Below are 17,234 nucleotides of genomic sequence, written 5' to 3' on the forward strand. Positions count from 1 at the left end.
TCCGCACTGTCGGGACCCTGACTCACCACCGCTCTTCGATCTCGGCGAAGCTGGGGCCGCGGCCCGGGAGTTCACCGCGGGCGGGTGCCCGCAGCCCGTCGAGGATGAGCGCGAGGTAGCGGCGCTGCAGCTCACGATCGCGCGGGCGGTCCGCGATGCGCAGCCCGCCCACTGGGCCGTCGATCACCGCCTGTATCCGCTGATGGGCCCGCCGGGCCGGCGCATAGAGGCTCCCGTCGGGGACGAACTTTCCCGCGAGTGTCAGCTGCGCCAGCCCGCCGGAATCGATGTAGCGAACCATGAACGCGCAGAACACCTTCCATGGCTCGCCGGAGTCCTCCAGCGCCGCTTCGGCCGCCTCGATGATCGCGTTGAGGCCGTCGTCGCAGACGACGCTGAGCAGTTCGTCCTTGGTGCGGTATCGCCGGTACAGGCTGGCCTGCCCCACTCCGGCACGCAACGCGACGTCGGACATCTTGGCGGCCGGGTTCTCCAGGAACACCTCCCTGGCCGCGGTGATGACGGCCTGGTCGTTGCGGCACGCCTCGTGGTGTCTGCCTCTGGGTGCTGCGGCGCCACTGTCTGCGATCACGATCAAAGGCTACTCGTCGGACCCGGACATCTGTGCTGGTCGCATCGCGCTATGGGCCGGAGCTGCTAGGGATTGAGATTCGGACGGAATCCGGCGCTGATCGCATCGATGTTCGCCGTGGCGTGGGCGAACCGGTCCTGCACGTCCGGCCAGTTGACCACGTTCCAGAAGGCCTTGACGTAGTCGGCCTTGACGTTCTTGTGCTGCAGACAATAGGCGTGTTCCCGCATGTCGACCTGGAGCAGCGGGACGATCCCGAGCGGCACGTTGGCCTGCTGGTCGTAGAGCTGGAAGGCGAGCAGCTTCTTGTCGCGGCTGTCACACCCCAGCACTGGCCAGCCCGATCCCTGCAGGCCGTTGGCCGCCGCGGTGAACTGAGCCCGGAAGCGGTCGAACGAGCCGAACTGGTCGTCGGTCGCGGCGGTGAGCTCGCCGACCGGCTTGTCGCCGCCGTCGGGGGAGGTTCTTCCACCAGATCGAGCGGTTGACGTGGCCACCGAAGTGGAAAGCCGGGGTTCTTCTCGTTGAGGAAGATGGCCGCGTGGTCGCCCCGGTCGCGGGCCTCCGCGAGACTGGCGACCGCGTCGTTGAGGCCCTTGACGTAGGTGGCGTGATGCTTGCTGTGGTGGACCTCGTTGATCTGGCCGGAGATGTGCGGATCCAGTGCACCACAGTCGAAATCGAGTTCGGGTAGGACGTATTCCCCTCATCGTTTCTCGCCTCCGGGTGTGGAGTTGGTTGGTGGGTGGGCAGCGGGGAGGAGTGCGATCTAGCCCGGGGGCGGCTCATGGCGATGATCCGCTTCGCACCCATCTCGCGCGGCCAGTACCGCGCACAACCCGACCGCGCCGCGGTGCAGGCACGAGGTCTGGAATCCGTGGCGGCAGTCGGGCAGGTCCCGTCGGAGGCGAAGAACGACCCGATGACGAACTGGCCCGGCTCGACCGTGATCACCTCGTTGCCGACGGCCTCCACGACACCGCAGTACTCGTGGCCGAACGGTATCGGGCTCCGGGACCGCGTTCAGGCCGCGCGGAATTCCCACAGATCGGATCCGCAGACACAGGTGGCGGCGTTGCGCACGATCACGTCGGTCGGGGCCTGGATGGTCGGGTCCGGGAAATCCTCGGTGCGCACGTCGCCGGCGCCGTAGATGATGGTTCCTCGCATGATCGTCGTCCTTCCGGTGTGATGTGAGCAGTTGTTGTGGGTGAGTCAGGCTTCGGTTCTTCGCCCGAGGGCCAGAACGAGCGCCGCGCCGAGGAGGCTGAAGCGGTGGTGACGAGCACCGCCAGGTTCCAGCCGGAGATCACCGCGGCGGGCGCGGTGCCGCCACCGCCGCAAGCGAGAATCACCGACACGACGGTGATTCCGAACGCCGAGCCCAGGTAGCGGGCCGTGTTGTTGGCCCCGCTGCCCATGGCGGCGCGATGGGCCGGCACGCTGACGACGGCCTCACGACCGAGTGCGGCGTTGAGCACGCCGTTGGCCGCACCGACGACCAGCAGTCCGGGCAGCAGGTGCAGCAGACCCGCCCCGGGGCTCAGCCCGATCAGCGCCAGCTGCCCGGCCGCCACACCGGTCAGCCCGCCGACCATCTGCGCGCGTGGTGTGAAGGTCTCGGGCAGCCACCGTGCGGCCAGCGCGGTCAACGCACTCACCGCGGACCAGGCCAGCAGCGTGACGGCGGCGGCGATTTCGCTGCCGCGCAGGCCGCACTCGATCAGGATCGGAACATAGGTCATCAGCGACAACGCCCCGGCACCGGCGCCCAGCGCCGCCGCGGTGGCCGCGACGAAATCGGGTCGTCGGAACAGTCCGAGGTCCGGCATCGGGTGTGCGACGCGGTGTTCGGCGACGAAGAATCCGGCGACCAGTGCCAACCCCACGGTCATCAACGCCAGGGTGCCGAGGTGGGTCCAGCCGCTACGGCCCCGCACCAGTCCGCACAGCAGAGCTGCCAGGCCGGCGCCGAGTAGCAGGGCGCCGCCGGCGTCGACGCGACGGGCCTGTGCCACATGGGATTCTGTAAGTAGTATGCGCCCGCCAGCGGCGAGCAGCGCCGCCGCGCCGGCGGTCGCCCAGTGCGAGAGCCGCCACCCGCCGGCGGCGTCGAGCGTCACGGCCAGCAGCGGTGCCAGCGCCACGCCCGCCCCCGGGGAGGCACCCCACACGCCGGTGGCCCGCACCCGGTACGGGCCGGGTGGGAACGCGTGCGCGATCAGGGCCCCGACTGCACGAGATCATGGCGGCACCGCCGAGGCCCTGCACCACGCGTCCGGCGATCAGCTACCCCCGCGGCGGGGGCGGCGGCCAGGACCGAACCAAGGGTGAGCACCGCCGCGCCGCCCACGAACACCCGGCAGCGGCCGAAGTCGTCGCCCCGGGGCCCCGCTACTGAGCAGACCGGCCGTGGCGCCGACGCTCATCGCGCTCAGGATCCTCGACGGCATGACCGAGGTGCCCGCCTTCGTGCGCAACGGGCGACTCGATGTCCTGGCGGCCAGCCAGCTCGGGTTCGCCTTGTACTCACCGCTTTTCGACGATCCGGCCCGCCCGGCCAACCTGGCCCGGTTCGCGTTCCTGGATCCCCGCGCCCGCGACTTCTATCCGGACTGGGAAGGGGCCGCCAATATCTCAGTGGCGCTTCTGCGCACCGAGGCGGGCCGCAATCCCCATGACCGCGGCCTGACCGATCTCATCGGTGAACTGGTCACGCGCAGTGATACCTTCCGCACCCGTTGGGCCGCGCACAACGTGCGTCTGCACCAGTCCGGGGCGAAACGTTTCGTCCATCCCGCCATCGGCGAACTCACCCTCGCGTTCGAGGCGATGGAGCTCTCGGCCGACAGCGGTCTGACGCTGACCGCCTATACCGCCGAACCCGAATCCCCGTCGGCCGACGGCCTCAAGCTGCTCGCCAGTTGGGCCGCGACCCGCAGAGCCGACGCCGTCGAGCTGTCCTGAGGGGAGGGGTCAGCTCCCCTTCGACGTCACCCCGCCCGCGGTGACGTCGGCGCCGAACAGCGCCTGGCTCAGCACCCGCAGCACCTCGTGGTCGGTGGGCGAGTAGTACACGAAGGTGCCCTCGCGGCGGCCCTTGACCAACCCGGCCAGCCGTAGCTTGGCCAGATGCTGGCTGACGACGGCGGGCGCCACGCCGGCCAGTTCGGCCAGGCACGCCACCGAGTTCTCGCCCTGCAGCAACGCCCAGAGCACCTTGATTCGCGTCGGGTCGCTGAGCATCCGGAAGGACTCGGAGGCGCGTGAGACCTGCTCCTCGGTCGGCATGGTGAACCCGCGAATCGATGAGTGCACGGCAGTGATCATACCGCCGCACCCCTGTTCAGCTGGTTAGCTGCCAGCGTGTTTGCGAATATGCACGAGTAAGCAGATATGGTGACCCGGTGACCTCCGGAATCCAGATGGCCGCCCGCCATGAGCGCGGCGGACGTTCGTCGCCACCGCAGCGGCGCGCCCCGGCCTGGTCGGTGCCGGAGCTGCGGTGGGCCGCGCTCGCGGGTGTCCTGTTCGCGCTGGGCCTGCTCGTCCAGCTGGCGGGCGGGCCGGCCGGGCTGTGGTGGGCCCTGTACCTGGGCTGCTACGTCGGTGGCGGCTGGCAGCCCGGTTTGGCCGGGCTGAAGGCGCTGCGGGAGAAGACCCTCGACGTCGACCTGCTGATGGTGGCCGCGGCCCTCGGCGCGGCCGCCATCGGCCAGGTCTTCGACGGCGCGCTGCTCATCGTCATCTTCGCGACCTCCGGAGCCCTGGAGGCGGTGGCGACCAAGCGCACCGAGGACTCGGTACGCGGGTTGCTCGACCTGGCCCCGCAGACCGCGACCCGGTTGACCGGCCCGGAGGGCGCCACCGGGCACGACACGGGGGAGGAGCAGGTCGCCACCGCCACCCTCGAGGTCGGCGACGTCATCGTGATCCGGCCCGGGGAACGGGTCGGCGCGGACGGGGTGGTGCTCGGCGGGGCCAGCGAGGTCGACGAGTCGAGCATCACCGGAGAGCCCCTCCCGGCCGACAAGAAGGCGGGCGACGAGGTCTTCGCGGGCACGGTCAACGGCACCGGGAGCCTGCGGGTGCGGGTGAGCACCCCGGCCGCCGGCACCGTGATCGCGCGGATCGTCGAGATGGTCGCCACGGCCAGCGCCGGCAAGGCCCGCACCCAGCTGTTCATCGAGAAGGTCGAGCAGCGTTACTCGCTGGTCATGGTGGTGGCCACCCTTGCCCTGTTCGGCGTCCCGCTGCTGCTCGGCGCCGACCTGCAGTCGGCGCTGCTGCGGGCGATGACCTTCATGATCGTGGCGTCGCCGTGCGCGCTGGTGCTCTCGACCATGCCCCCGCTGCTGGCCGCCATCGCCAACGCCGGCCGGCACGGGGTGCTGGTGAAATCCGCCGTCGTCCTGGAGAAACTCGCCGGCGTCACCCGGGTTGCCTTCGACAAGACCGGCACCCTGACCGACGGCGCACCCCGCCTGGTGGAGGTCCGGACCCTGCCCGGCTGCGCCGTCTCCGGCGCGGAACTGTTGTCGGTGGCCGCGGCCGCCGAGAACCATTCCGAACACCCGATCGCCCGGGCGATCGTCACGGCCGCCCGGGAGGCCGGGCTGCGGGTGCCCGCCGCGACCGGCTTCACCTCGACGTCCGGGCGCGGCATTCGCGCCCGGGTGGGCGAGGATCTGCTCGAGGTCGGCAGCCCGGCGTTGCTGGGCGCCGAGACCGGGGATCGCGACGGTCACGCGGACGCGGCCGTCGCCGCGCTCGAAGCCGCCGGGCGCACCGCGGTCGTGGTGCGGCTCAACGGACACGCCGCCGGGGTGTTCGCGCTCACCGATCGTCCCCGCCCGGAGGCACCGGCCGCGGTCGCCCGCCTGACCGAGCTCACCGGTACCGCACCGGTCCTGCTCACCGGTGACAATCGCCGGGCCGCCGCCCGGCTGGCCACCGAGGTGGGCATCACCGATGTCCGGGCCTCCCTGCTGCCCCAGGACAAGGTCGCCGCCGTGCGTGATCTGCAGGGCGGCGGCGAGGCGGTGGCGCTCGTCGGCGACGGCGTCAACGACGCCCCCGCGATGGCCGCCGCCCACGTCGGCGTCGCGATGGGACGCACCGGGTCCGACCTGGCGCTGGAGACCGCCGATGCCGTCATCACCCGCGACGATCTGGCCACGCTGCCGGCGGTGCTGGCCCTGGCCCGGCGGGCGCGGCGCGTCGTGGCGGCGAACCTGGTCATCGCCGCCACGTTCATCGTGGTCCTCGTCACCTGGGACCTCGTCGGGCACCTGCCGCTGCCGCTCGGCGTCGCAGGTCACGAGGGGTCGACCGTGCTGGTCGGCCTCAACGGCCTGCGACTGCTGCGGGACGGCGCGTGGCCGCCCGCGGAGCGCTCCCGGCGTAACGCGCGGCCGTGATCCGGCGATTTCACCGCTGACAGGGCAGCGTCATCGGATTCGAGCTGCCCGCGCGTTGGAGGACCGTTCTGTGATTCGTCGTCTCGTCTCGGCCGCCGGCCTCATGGTCGCCGCCGGTCTCCTGCTGGCCGGGGTGGCCACCGGCACCGCCGCCGCCGAACCCACCACCTGCGCCGACTACCACTGGATCGGCGCCGCCGGTTCGGGACAGCGCGACGCCGCGGGCCTGGCCGCCGACGGCGGGATGGGCGGGGTGGTCTACCAGTCCTACCGGCAACTGCGTTCCGCCCTGATGGCCGACGGGAAGACGATCACCGCCGAGGCGGTCGACTATCCCGCCGCGCCGGTCCCCCTCGACGGCGGCCTGGGGGGATGGCTGGACTTCCTGGGCAGCGTCGGGGACGGCACCGATGCGACGGCCGAGCAGTTCGCGGCGTTCACCGCGCAGTGCCCCGACACCAAGGTGGTGCTCGCCGGTTATTCGCAGGGCGCCATGGTGGTTCACCGCAACCTCTACGACCTCGCCGATGACCCGCAGCTCGCGGCGGCGCTGCTGATCGCCGACGGCGACCGGCTGCCCGCCGACACCACCGTGGACCTGGGCTCGGCGGCGATGTCGCCGGGTATGGGTGTGGCGCAGGAGCACTCGTTCTTGGCGTCGGCCAACACCGCCACGCTGCCGCCGCAGGTCGGCGCGCGCACCATCAGCGTCTGCGACGCGGGCGACCCGGTCTGCGACTACGACCCCGACACCACCGAGCTGTCCCCGTCGGAGCTGGCGATCCACACGGCCTACGCCCCGGCGGCCAGCGGCCCGCACGCCTGGGTCTCCCCGCTGTACCAGCTCGTGACCGGGCCCGCCGCGGCGCCCTCCCCGCCGCTGACGCTCAACGCCCAGGGCGGCTGAGCTCGGTGTCGCACCGACTGTCCCCCTCGACGAAGCGGCCCGCGAGGATCCGGTGCGGGCTGCCCGGCGGGCGGTGCGCTTAAGGTCGAGCCGTGACCATTGCCTACGACCCGACGTTGCGTGACCGGATCCGATCGCATCTGAGCGCCCACGAACGCCGCATCGTGACCGATGACACGAAACGCCACGCCGCCGTGGCGGTCGTCCTCGTCGACTCCGAGCTGGGCGAGGACCGGGTCGACCCCGCACCGGTGGACGAGTGGATCGCGGGACGCCCGATGCCCGAAGCCGGTCTGGACGGCCGCATGGTCGATGTCTCCGGCGGTGCGGCATTCTTCCTGTGCCGCCGCGCATCTCGGCTCTCCACCCACTCCGCGCAATGGGCGCTGCCCGGCGGGCGCCTGGACCCGGGCGAAACGGTGGTCGACGCGGCGCTGCGGGAGTTGGATGAAGAGGTCGGTGTCGGGCTGGGCGAGTCCGCGGTGCTGGGCCTGCTCGACGATTACCCGACGCGGTCGGGCTACGTGATCACTCCGGTGGTGATCTGGGGCGGTGGCCGGCTAGATCCTCGCCCGGCCCCCGATGAGGTGGTGGCGGTCTATCGGGTGGGGCTGCACCAACTGCAGCGCGCCGACTCCCCGCGGTTCGTCTCCATCCCGGAGAGCCCCCGGCCGGTGGTCCAGATCCCGCTGGGCAACGACCTCATTCACGCTCCCACGGGCGCGGTGCTGTTGCAGCTGCGCTGGCTGGGCCTGGAGGGCCGCCACGACCCGGTCGACGAGCTCGAACAGCCCGTGTTCGCCTGGCGGTAGCTCGCCGCCCGGCGCTGTCCCCCAACCCGGCACGGGCCTACCCCGTGATTTGCTCGCTGTGTACCCAGGTTTGTACTTCCCGGGTCGGCCGGCGGTCTCTCGTCGTGCCCGATCCCGTGGCGAGAACCCATCAAGTATATGACTATTCCTACAAGTATCGACGGTGGCCGCGGCGCCGTCGGGTGCGGCATCGGATGTGAACAGGCTGTTCAATCAGGATCGTTGGCACATCTCCACCGTCCCCGGCCTCTCCCGTGACCGACGGCCCGGATTTATGTAAATCAAAATTCTCAGTGTGGTTGACGCCACAGTATGCGCCCGTATACCGTCTGACGGACCACCGCGAAGGGGCACGGAAAGTAGCTGTGGCCTCGCTGGTGACTGGTGCTGGCAACTGGTGCCGGCAACTGGTTTCGTCCACTGGAGGAATGGCTGTGCGGGTCCGACTACTGCGTGTGCGCGCATGTCGCCGATGACGTCGCGGACGGCACAGCAGAGCGGACGGGTTCCCGCCGGCACCGAACCGGGCGGCCTCGACACCGTCGAGCAGTGGGCCACCGGCTACGTCAGGCGTCATCCGCTGGCGTCCCTGGCCACGGTGGGCGATCAGTTCGTGCTCGGCGTGCGCACCCTGCAGTACTTCTTCGTCGACCTGCTCACCGGCCGGTTCCAATGGCAGGAGTTCATCCGCCAGGGCGCGTTCATGGCCGGCACCGCGGTGGTGCCCACCGTCCTGGTCGCACTGCCGATCGGTGTGACGCTGTCCATCCAGTTCGCGTTGCTGGCCGGTCAGGTCGGGGCGACCTCGCTGGCCGGGGCCGCCAGCGGCCTGGCGGTGATCCGGCAGGCCGCGTCGTTGACCGCCGCGATCCTGATGGCCGCGGCGGTGGGCTCGGCGATCACCGCCGACCTCGGCTCCCGGAAGATGCGCGAGGAGACCGACGCCATGGAGGTCATGGGCGTCTCGGTCATCCGGCGACTGGTGGTGCCGCGCTTCGCGGCGGCGATCATGATCGGTGTCGCGCTGACCGGGGTCGTGTGCTTCGTCGGCTTCCTGGCCAGCTATCTGTTCAACGTCTACTTCCAGAACGGCGCCCCGGGCAGCTTCGTCGCGACGTTCGCCTCCTTCGCCACCACCGGCGACCTGATCGTCGCCCTGGTCAAGGCGGTCGTCTTCGGTGCCATCGTGGCCGTGGTGGCATGCCAGAAGGGACTGTCCACGGTGGGCGGGCCCACCGGCGTCGCCAACTCGGTGAACGCGGCGGTGGTCGAGTCCATCCTGTTGCTGATGGTCGTCAACGTGGCGATCAGCCAGCTCTACATCATGCTCTTTCCCCGGGTGGGGCTCTGACGTGGCGGCCTCCACCTATCGGCCGGCGTTGCTGGCGCCCCTGGTCCGGGCGTCCGGAAAGGTCACGGCGCCGATCATCCGGCTCGGACACATGCTGTCGTTCTTCTGGAGGGCCGTGCTCGCGGTCCCCGTGGCGCTGCGTCACTACCGCGGTGAATTCGTCCGGCTGCTCTCCGACATCGCCTGGGGAAACGGGTCGTTGGTCGTCGGCGGGGGCACCGCGGGGGTGGCGGTCGTGCTCGGCATCACCGTCGGTGCGCTGGTCGGCATCGAGGGCTACAACTTCCTGGACCTGCTGGGGCTCGGCCCGGCGACGGGCATCATCTCGTCACTGGTGAACACCCGCGAGCTGGCACCCATCGCGGCCTCGCTGGCCTTCGCGACCCAGGCCGGGTGCCGGTTCACCGCGCAACTGGGGTCGATGCGCATCGCCGAGGAGATCGACGCGCTGGACGCGGTGGCGATCCGCCCCATCCCCTACCTGGTCACCACCCGGCTGATGGCCTCGGTGGTGGCGGTGATCCCGCTCTACGCGCTGTGCCTGGCCGTCTCCTACCTGACCACGCAGCTCGTCGTGCAGGTCATCAGCGGAGGATCCAACGGCTCGTATCTGCACTACTTCACGCTCATGCTGGCCGGACCGGACATCGTCTACTCGTTGCTCAAGGCCATCGTGTTCGTGTGGATCGCCTCGACGGTGCAGTGCTACTACGGTTTCTACGCCTCCGGCGGTCCCGAAGGGGTCGGCGTGGCCGCCGGGCATGCCATGCGCGCGAGCATCACCGTCGTGATCGTCGTGAACATGCTGCTGACCATGGCCCTGTGGACGGTGGACTCCGGTGCGAGGTTCGGTGGCTGAGTGGGGAATTCATTCGAGTCAGACGGGCGGGGGCCCTCCGATCGGCAGCTGCTGGTGTGCGGGTTGGCCGTGCTGGCCGTGGCGGCACTGGTCGCGGTGACACTGTTGGTCAAGGCCACCGGCCGCCTGGACCCCTACGTGCGGGTGGTGGCGACCCTGGTCAACGTGGGCGACGGCCTGCCCCAGCGTTCCGACGTCAAGTACCACGGTGTCCTGGTCGGCATGGTCGACAGTGTGACCCCGGCCGCGCACGGCAACCCCAACTACGTCCACATCAACCTCGATCCCCACTACGCCGGATCGATCCCGGGGTCGGTCACCGCACGCGTGGTGCCCAGCAACGTCTTCGCGGTGTCCTCGGTGCAGCTCGTCGATTCCCCCGTCGAACCCGGCCCCGGCGTGCCCATCGCGGCGGGCGCGCGGATCCCCGAGGACACCGAGCTGCCGACGGTGCTCTTCCAGACGACGATCAGCAAGCTGCGCGACATCCTGGCCGCGACCGGACGCGGTCGCGAGGACAAGACGGTGGGCATCCTGGCGGCGGTCAACGCCGCCACCGAGAACCGCCGGCCCGAACTGCTGGCCAGCGGGGCGCAACTGAATCGCCTGCTCGACCAGCTCGACGCGATCGTGGCCACCGACCCGGACCAGACCACCGTCTCCGCCCTGATCGACGTCACCACGGGTCTGCAGCAGACGGCACCGGAGCTGGTCGACGCCCTGCACAAGGCGGTGCAGCCGATGCAGACCCTGGTGGACCAGAGCGCCGCGCTGACGGACCTGATCAGCGGGGGCGTCACCACGATGGACACCACGCACACGGCCTTTCGCAACCACTCCGATCAGCTGGTGAAGATCAGCGCAGAACTCACCCCCGCCCTGGGCGCCATCTCGCAGACGGCCCATCATTTCGTGCCGGCCTTCGTCAAGCTGAACCGGCTCTCGGAGAAGTTCTTCCGTGAGGTCTGGCTGCCCGACAACGCGGCCAGCAACCTGCGGGTGAACCTGTCGTTCACCCCGACCTACAGCTACACCCGCGCCGACTGCCCGCGCTACGGCGAACTGGTGGGACCCAGCTGCTACACCGCGCCGCTGGTGCCGACCCGACCCGAACTGCCCGACGTACTGTTACCGCAGAACTACCAACCACCCAGGGATCTCGCGCCACCACCGGGAACGGTGCTGGGCGCCAACGGCAATCTGGTCGCGGTCGGTCCGCCCTACATCGACCCCAACCCGAGCCTGGCGGACCCGAATCCACCACTGCCACCGTGGATGCCGCCCTCGGCACCGGTCCCCGGCACCGCCAACCCCGCCCTGGAACCGACGCCCCCACCTCCGGTGCCGTTGTCGCCGCCGGCGCCGGTGGCACCCAAACCCGGCGCCCCGGCGCCCGCTCCGCCGGCCGCGGCTCAGCCCGCCCCCGCGTCCTTCGGCGGCAACGTCGGACCGGTCGGCGGAGAACAGGAGCGCGCCGCCCTGAGCGTTGTCACCGGGCGGCCGGCGACGGCGGCCACCCAGCTGCTGCTGGGCCCCGTCGCCCGGGGCACCACCGTGTCGGTGGCGAGCACGCCGACGGGGGAGGGGACGCGATGAAAAACCGTGGCGCGTTGATCGGTCTGTCACTGTTCATGGTCGTCGCCGTGACACTGACCTGGTTGGTCTACGTCACGCTGCGCCGCGATGTCGCGGGCGGGACGCTGCCGTATGCGGCCATGTTCTCCGACGTCTTCGGACTCCGGGAGGGCGACGACGTCCGGATGGCCGGGGTGCGCGTCGGGCGCGTGGAGAACATCGAACTCCGGGGCGATCTGGCCAGGGTGTCGTTCGTGGTGCAGAACGACCAGCAGATGTTCGGGAACACGGTCGCCTCGGTCACCTACCAGAACGTCGTCGGCCAGCGCTATCTCGGCCTGTCGCTGGGCAGCATCGGCGACCGCGGCCTGCTGCCGCCGGGCAGCGTGATCCCCGTCGAACGCACCGACCCGTCCTTCGACGTCGGAACCCTGCTCAACGGTTACGAGCCGCTGTTCAGCGTGCTCAACCCCCGCGATGCGGACAACCTGACCAAGGGCGTCATCCAGTCGCTGCAGGGCGACCGGGCGTCGATCGCCGCGCTGGTCACCCAGACATCGCAGCTCACCGACTCCATCGCCGGCCAGGACGAGGAGCTGGGCGCGGTCATCACCGACCTCAACGCCGTCATGGAGAACCTCGCCACCTACAACAGCGACCTGGACCAGATCATCGACGAGGCCCAGCGCACGGTGTCGACGTTCGAGGCGCGCCGGCCCGATCTGGTCTCCTCGATGGGCTCGATCTCCCGTGTGGTGCAGCAACTCTCGGTCATCGCCGACGACGTCTACCCGTCGTTGAACGAACTGGTGACCCGGCAACCGGGCTTCGCCGAACATCTCGTCGGGATCGAGCCACAGTTGGCCTTCACCGGCGCCAACCTGCCGTTGCTGCTGAAGGGATTCGCGCGGATCACCAACGAGGGCGCCTACGCCAACGCCTATGCGTGCGACCTGAATGCCACGGGCTTCTTCCCCGGCCTCAACGACGTGGTGCCGATCATCGTCGACGCCGCCTCGCCCGGCGAGGGCACCGCATATTCACCGAGATGCAGGAACAACGCCGATGGCTGACGAGAAATCCACCCGCAAGCGCTGGCGTACCCCGCTGGAGAGCCGCAACAAGGTCTGGCTCGGTGTCACCGCGATCGCCGTGGTGGCGGTACTGATCGGCGCCCTGCTCATCGTCAGGGTGGCCGGGGTGGGCTACCGCCACTACACCGCCCACTTCGCGCAGGCGGCGGCGCTCAAGACCGGCAATCCGATCACCGTCGCCGGGATTCCGGTCGGCGAGGTGACGGCGATGCGGCTGGCCGGCGACCATGTCGAGGCCGACCTGCGCGTGCGCGGCGACGTCGCGCTCGGCGGCGACTCGCGGGCGACCATCAAGATCACGACCATCCTCGGCTCCCGCTATCTCGCGCTGCACCCGGCCGGATCGGGATCGCTGCCGGACAACACCTTCGACCTGGATCACACCGAGGTGCCCTACGACCTGCAGGAGGCACTGGCCGATGTCACGACCACCTACGAGCAGGTCGACTCCGACGCCTTCGCCGAGACCCTGGGCATCCTGGGTGAGCAGATGTCGGGGCTGCCGGCGGTGGTACCGCAGGCGCTGGCCAACACCCACACCCTGTCGACGATCGTGGCCGACCGCCGCGACCAGCTCGGCTCCCTGCTCAAGACCACCGAGCAGGTCAGCAACACGCTGCGGCGCCAACAGTCGAACATCGGGACGCTGGTCAACCAGGGCAACGACCTGATCGGGGAGTTCGTGATGCGGCAGGCCTCCTTCCGCGCGATGATGGCCGCCCTCACCGACCTGGTCGAGACACTGAGCGGCATCGTCATCGACGACCGCCCGGAGCTGGAGCAGACCCTGACCAACCTCCGCGAGCTTTCCGACATGGTCGGCCAGCACGACGATCTGCTGCGCAGCATCCTGCAGTCCGGTCCGGTCGCCCTGCGTGGCATCGCCAATGCCACCGGATCCGGCAACGCCGTAGACCTCAACGCCAGCAACGGCCTGCTGGTCGACTCGTGGATGTGCGCCATCAGCGGCCGCGCCAAGCAGTTCGGCATGATCCAGTACTTCCAGGACTGCAAATGACACCGTCCGGATCCAGGTTCACGACCAAGCTCGTCGCTGTGGGTCTGGCCGCGATCCTGGCCGCCGGTGCCGTCGTGGCCGTCGGGTGGCACTACCTCGCCGACAAGATTGCCGACAGGATCGACGTGCTGCACGTGACCGCGCAGTTCGACAGTGCGGCCGGCCTCTATGTGGGAAATCCCGTTGCGGTACTGGGCATGCCGGTCGGCGAGGTCACCGCGATCACCCCCAGGGGCGGGTACGTCGAGGTGGAGTTCACCGTGGACGGGGACGTGCGCGTCCCGGCCGACGTCAAAGCCGTCACCATCTCCAACTCGATCCTCACCGACCGGCAGATCGAACTGACCCCCCCGTACAGGCAGGGGCCCACCCTGCAGGACCACGACACCATCGGTCTCAACCGCACCACGACGCCCATCGAGTTCGCCCGGGTCCTCGACGTCCTGGACAAGCTGTCGAAGTCGTTGAGCGGAGACGGCAAGGGAAACGGGCCGGTGGCTGACCTGGTCGACGCCAGCGCCGCGATCGCCGACGGAAACGGTCAGCAGATGAAGGACGCGCTGGGGGAGCTGTCCGAGGCGTTGCGGCTCAGCTCCAACCGTGGCGAGGTCACCCGCGACCAGCTGACCACCATCATCCGCAACCTGAGTTCGCTGATGCGGTCCGCCGCCGACAACGACCAGACGCTGCGGGAATTCGGCTCGACGGTCCGCCAACTCAGCCAGGTCGTCGCCGACGAGGACCTGGGCTCGGGCACCACCGGAAAGAAGCTCACGGACGTGATCAACCAGGTGGGCGAGGTGCTGCGGACCCACCGGGAGGAGGTCGAACACATCGTCCTCAACGGAAACACCGCGCTGAGAACCGCGGTCGACCACAGCCGCGACCTCGAGGAGTTCCTCGACCTCACGCCGATGACGCTGGACAACCTCTACAACGCCATCGACCAGACCAACGGCTCGGTCCGGGTGCACGTGCTGGTGGACAAGGTGCTGTTCGAGACCCAGACCGTCAAAGAGGTGTGCAACATGATGGGACTGCGGCAATTGGGGTGCAGCACCGGAACTCTGCAGGACTTCGGGCCCGACTTCGGGCTGTCCTACATGCTCGACGGTATGGCCGCGATGGGGCAGAAGTGATGCCCCGAAACGTATCCCGCGTACTGGCACTGGTGATCACGGCCGGGCTGGTGGTGTCCGGTTGTGCCACCGAGGGACTGGCGGACCTGCCCCTTCCGGCGCCGGGGTCCGGCAGCGGCGGCTACACGCTGACCGCCGTCTTCGCCAACGCGCTGAACCTGCCCGCCCACGCGAAGGTCAAGCTCGCCGGGGCCGATGTGGGGCAGATGGAGTCGATGACCGCCCGCAACTACACCGCGGTGACGACCCTGCGGATCATGGACGGCGTGCAGCTTCCACAGGGCAGCACGGCCGAATTGCGTTCGGCGACACCGCTGGGCGATGTGTTCGTGGCCATCAAGCCGCCGGCCACCGTCGAGGCGAACGCGCCGCTGCTGAGCGACGGCGACACCATCGGCCTGGAACACACCACCTCGGCGGCCACGGTGGAGTCGGTGCTCAGTTCGGCGGCGATCCTCATCAACGGTGGTGCGGTGCGCAACTTCACCAACATCGTCAACGGCCTGGGCAAGGCGACCGGCGATCAAGGTGACGCGTTCGGCACCCTGATCGCCAAGACGACGGACACGCTGGGAACGCTGAACGCGCGTTCGGACCAGATCTCGACGGCGTTGACCGACACCTCGAGGCTGGTGAGCCGGATCGAGGCCAAGAACGACGAACTGGGCGACGTCATGTCGAAGGCCGGCCCCGCCACCGAGACCCTGGCATCACACACCACGCAGGTCGCCGATCTCGTCGAACAGATCGGTGCCACCACCGAAGAGCTCAGAAAGTTCCCGTCGATCGCCGGCACGGACACCAGCGGGCGCAGTGTGATCGCCGACGCCAACGAGATCGCGCGGGCGTGGAACGAGGTGGCCCTGGCCCCCGACGCCACGCTGTACTCGCTGAACAGGCTGATGCCGCCCTTCGTCAAATCGATGTCGAGCAATGCGATCTCCACCCGGGTGAGCATCGACCGACTGGTGCTGGGTTCCATCCCGGATATCGGTTTCGCCGGTGACACCGGGCTGCACGGGCCCAAGCGCTACAACTGGCATCAACTCGTGGGCTCGTTGAAGTACACTCTGTTCCGGTTGCAGGAGCGGATCGTGGGCAAGGGGCCGGCGGTGCCGCAGGTGCCCGTGCAGCCCCATCCCACCGAACCCGGCCAGGTGCTCCCGGCGCCGCCTCCGCTGCCCGCCGAGGCGCCGCGATGATCGACGAACTGGCCGGCAGGGCCGTGAGCCTGGTGCGGGCCGGGCACCGCCGGCGTGCCTGGCTGTCGGCGGCGGCGCTGGTGCTGACCCTGGTGGTCGCCGCGGCCTACCTGCTCTTCGGTGCGTTGCGGGTGAATCCCTTCGAGTCGAGCTACCGGGTCATCGTCGAACTGCCCGAGTCGGCGGGTCTGCTGCCGAACCAGGACGTGACGCTGCGCGGTGTCGCGGTCGGACGTGTGGAGCGGCTCGACATCACCCCGGACGACGTCGACGCCGTGGTCGACGTGAGGTCCTCGGTGCCGATCCCGGCCTCCAGTGCCGTCCGGGTCTCCGGGCTGTCCGCGGCCGGCGAGCAGTACATCGACTTCGTCGCCGATTCGTCCTCGGAGCCTTACCTCAGCGACGGCAGCGTGATCGCCCTGGGCCGGGCCACCGTCCCGGTCAGCCTGGCGCAGCTGCTGGCCGATGCCGACGGCGCCCTGGCCCAGGTCGATCCCGACAAGCTCCTGCTCATCAGGCGGGAGCTGAGCCTGAGCAAGGCCGGCCCGCAGAAGCTCGCCGACATCATCGACGGTGGCACGTTCCTGCTGTCCACCCTCGACTCGGTGCTGCCCGAGACGGCCAGCGTCCTGCGGACCAGCCGGGTGGTGCTGAACCTGGCCGCGGACAAGAATGCCGGGATCGCGGTGGCCACCGACAACCTGAGCGCGACCTTCGACGGCGTCAACAGGATGCGGGACGGCTTCCGGCGGCTGACCGAACAGGGCCCCGGTGCGCTTGCGGCGGTCGACGACCTGTTCACCGACAACTCCGACACGATGGTGCAGCTGCTGGGCAGCCTCGCCAGCACCGCGCCGCTGCTCTATCTACGGGTGCCGGCGCTGCACGCCCTGTTCCCCGACGACCGCACCTCGGTGCTGGACGCCATCGGCAGCACCATGCACGACAACGGCCTGTGGGCCACCGGCGACATCTACCCGCGGTACTCCTGCGACTACGGGACGCCGCGGCGGCCACCGTCGTCGGCGGACTACCCCGAACCGTTCATGTACACCTACTGCCGCGACGACCACCCGGGCGTCCTGGTCCGGGGCGCCAGGAACGCGCCGCGACCGGCCGGCGACGACACCGCGGGACCGCCACCGGGCGCCGACCTGGGTCGGATGACCGACCCGACACCCCAGGGCCGCTACTCGATTCCGACGACCTATGGCGGCCCACCGCCGATCGACCCGCCGCGCTGACCCGAGCCCGGCACCGTTCCC

The 17,234-nt window shown here is 69.7% G+C and carries 15 protein-coding genes and 2 pseudogenes; 12 read left to right on the top strand and 5 right to left on the bottom strand.

Annotation, left to right across the window (positions count from 1 at the left end):
• Positions 1–22: 22 nt before the first annotated feature.
• The 4 genes and pseudogenes from CSR00_RS03440 to CSR00_RS03455 all read right to left on the bottom strand — a co-directional run bounded on the left by CSR00_RS03440 (position 23) and on the right by CSR00_RS03455 (position 2,817).
• Positions 23–592: a TetR/AcrR family transcriptional regulator gene (locus CSR00_RS03440; protein WP_176561885.1), complete on the bottom strand. Its 570-nt coding sequence runs from the start codon at positions 590–592 to the stop codon at positions 23–25.
• A gap of 65 nt (positions 593–657) precedes the next feature.
• Positions 658–1,256, bottom strand: a pseudogene (locus tag CSR00_RS03445) (superoxide dismutase).
• 150 nt (positions 1,257–1,406) lie between these two features.
• A pseudogene (locus CSR00_RS31615) lies at positions 1,407–1,762 on the bottom strand (alcohol dehydrogenase catalytic domain-containing protein); the annotation flags it as partial.
• A complete protein-coding gene (locus CSR00_RS03455; RefSeq protein WP_099021007.1) occupies positions 1,678–2,817 on the bottom strand; it encodes an MFS transporter in 1,140 nt (379 codons plus the stop codon). The gene CSR00_RS03455 and the pseudogene CSR00_RS31615, both read right to left, overlap by 85 nt.
• 187 nt (positions 2,818–3,004) lie before the next feature.
• Between CSR00_RS03455 and CSR00_RS03460 the strand changes: the two genes are divergently transcribed.
• Positions 3,005–3,559 carry an MmyB family transcriptional regulator gene (locus CSR00_RS03460; RefSeq protein WP_407662392.1) on the top strand — a complete coding sequence of 185 codons (555 nt, stop codon included), beginning with the start codon at positions 3,005–3,007 and terminating at the stop codon, positions 3,557–3,559.
• 9 nt (positions 3,560–3,568) lie between these two features.
• Here CSR00_RS03460 and CSR00_RS03465 read toward each other — a convergent pair whose 3' ends face one another.
• Entirely contained in the window at positions 3,569–3,910 is a 342-nt protein-coding gene (locus tag CSR00_RS03465) for an ArsR/SmtB family transcription factor (RefSeq protein ID WP_099021061.1), read from the bottom strand.
• 107 nt (positions 3,911–4,017) lie between these two features.
• Here CSR00_RS03465 and CSR00_RS03470 point away from each other — a divergent pair, with 107 nt between their 5' ends.
• From CSR00_RS03470 to CSR00_RS03520, 11 genes are all read left to right on the top strand, one after another.
• The gene (locus CSR00_RS03470) at positions 4,018–6,012 is read left to right on the top strand and encodes a heavy metal translocating P-type ATPase (RefSeq protein ID WP_099021062.1); all 1,995 of its coding nucleotides are present in this window, start codon (positions 4,018–4,020) and stop codon (positions 6,010–6,012) included.
• 103 nt (positions 6,013–6,115) lie between these two features.
• Complete coding sequence (locus CSR00_RS03475; RefSeq protein ID WP_176561890.1) at positions 6,116–6,919, top strand: cutinase family protein; 804 nt, start codon at positions 6,116–6,118, stop codon at positions 6,917–6,919.
• A 92-nt stretch (positions 6,920–7,011) separates the two neighbouring features.
• The gene (locus CSR00_RS03480) at positions 7,012–7,731 is read left to right on the top strand and encodes an NUDIX hydrolase (RefSeq protein ID WP_099021008.1); all 720 of its coding nucleotides are present in this window, start codon (positions 7,012–7,014) and stop codon (positions 7,729–7,731) included.
• Positions 7,732–8,203: 472 nt separating this feature from the next.
• Positions 8,204–9,082, top strand: coding sequence for an MlaE family ABC transporter permease (locus tag CSR00_RS03485; RefSeq protein WP_099021064.1), 879 nt, complete (start codon positions 8,204–8,206; stop codon positions 9,080–9,082).
• A gap of 1 nt (position 9,083) precedes the next feature.
• On the top strand, positions 9,084–9,941 hold the full coding sequence (locus CSR00_RS03490; RefSeq protein ID WP_099021009.1) for an MlaE family ABC transporter permease: 858 nt from the start codon (positions 9,084–9,086) through the stop codon (positions 9,939–9,941).
• Positions 9,942–11,537, top strand: coding sequence for an MlaD family protein (locus tag CSR00_RS03495; protein WP_099021010.1), 1,596 nt, complete (start codon positions 9,942–9,944; stop codon positions 11,535–11,537).
• Entirely contained in the window at positions 11,534–12,589 is a 1,056-nt protein-coding gene (locus CSR00_RS03500; protein WP_099021011.1) for an MlaD family protein, read from the top strand. Before CSR00_RS03495 ends, CSR00_RS03500 begins: the two co-directional genes overlap by 4 nt.
• Complete coding sequence (locus tag CSR00_RS03505) at positions 12,582–13,628, top strand: MCE family protein (protein WP_099021012.1); 1,047 nt, start codon at positions 12,582–12,584, stop codon at positions 13,626–13,628. The genes CSR00_RS03500 and CSR00_RS03505 overlap by 8 nt, the downstream gene beginning before the upstream one ends.
• Positions 13,625–14,767 carry an MCE family protein gene (locus CSR00_RS03510; RefSeq protein ID WP_099021013.1) on the top strand — a complete coding sequence of 381 codons (1,143 nt, stop codon included), beginning with the start codon at positions 13,625–13,627 and terminating at the stop codon, positions 14,765–14,767. Before CSR00_RS03505 ends, CSR00_RS03510 begins: the two co-directional genes overlap by 4 nt.
• The gene (locus CSR00_RS03515; protein ID WP_099021014.1) at positions 14,767–15,969 is read left to right on the top strand and encodes an MlaD family protein; all 1,203 of its coding nucleotides are present in this window, start codon (positions 14,767–14,769) and stop codon (positions 15,967–15,969) included. Before CSR00_RS03510 ends, CSR00_RS03515 begins: the two co-directional genes overlap by 1 nt.
• Positions 15,966–17,213: an MlaD family protein gene (locus CSR00_RS03520; RefSeq protein WP_099021015.1), complete on the top strand. Its 1,248-nt coding sequence runs from the start codon at positions 15,966–15,968 to the stop codon at positions 17,211–17,213. Before CSR00_RS03515 ends, CSR00_RS03520 begins: the two co-directional genes overlap by 4 nt.
• Positions 17,214–17,234: the final 21 nt, after the last annotated feature.

Origin of the sequence: Mycolicibacterium palauense, from assembly GCF_002592005.1 — a bacterium.
In the GTDB taxonomy this organism is placed as follows: domain Bacteria; phylum Actinomycetota; class Actinomycetes; order Mycobacteriales; family Mycobacteriaceae; genus Mycobacterium; species Mycobacterium palauense.

Excerpts from the sequence above, each read along its gene's own strand:
- CSR00_RS03510 (WP_099021013.1), top strand. The coding sequence starts at position 13,625 with ATGACACCGTCCGGATCCAGGTTCACGACCAAGCTCGTCGCTGTGGGT.
- CSR00_RS03485 (WP_099021064.1), top strand. The coding sequence starts at position 8,204 with ATGACGTCGCGGACGGCACAGCAGAGCGGACGGGTTCCCGCCGGCACC.
- CSR00_RS03505 (WP_099021012.1), top strand. The coding sequence starts at position 12,582 with ATGGCTGACGAGAAATCCACCCGCAAGCGCTGGCGTACCCCGCTGGAG.
- CSR00_RS03520 (WP_099021015.1), top strand. The coding sequence starts at position 15,966 with ATGATCGACGAACTGGCCGGCAGGGCCGTGAGCCTGGTGCGGGCCGGG.
- CSR00_RS03475 (WP_176561890.1), top strand. The coding sequence starts at position 6,116 with ATGGTCGCCGCCGGTCTCCTGCTGGCCGGGGTGGCCACCGGCACCGCC.
- CSR00_RS03470 (WP_099021062.1), top strand. The coding sequence starts at position 4,018 with ATGGCCGCCCGCCATGAGCGCGGCGGACGTTCGTCGCCACCGCAGCGG.
- CSR00_RS03515 (WP_099021014.1), top strand. The coding sequence starts at position 14,767 with ATGCCCCGAAACGTATCCCGCGTACTGGCACTGGTGATCACGGCCGGG.
- CSR00_RS03500 (WP_099021011.1), top strand. The coding sequence starts at position 11,534 with ATGAAAAACCGTGGCGCGTTGATCGGTCTGTCACTGTTCATGGTCGTC.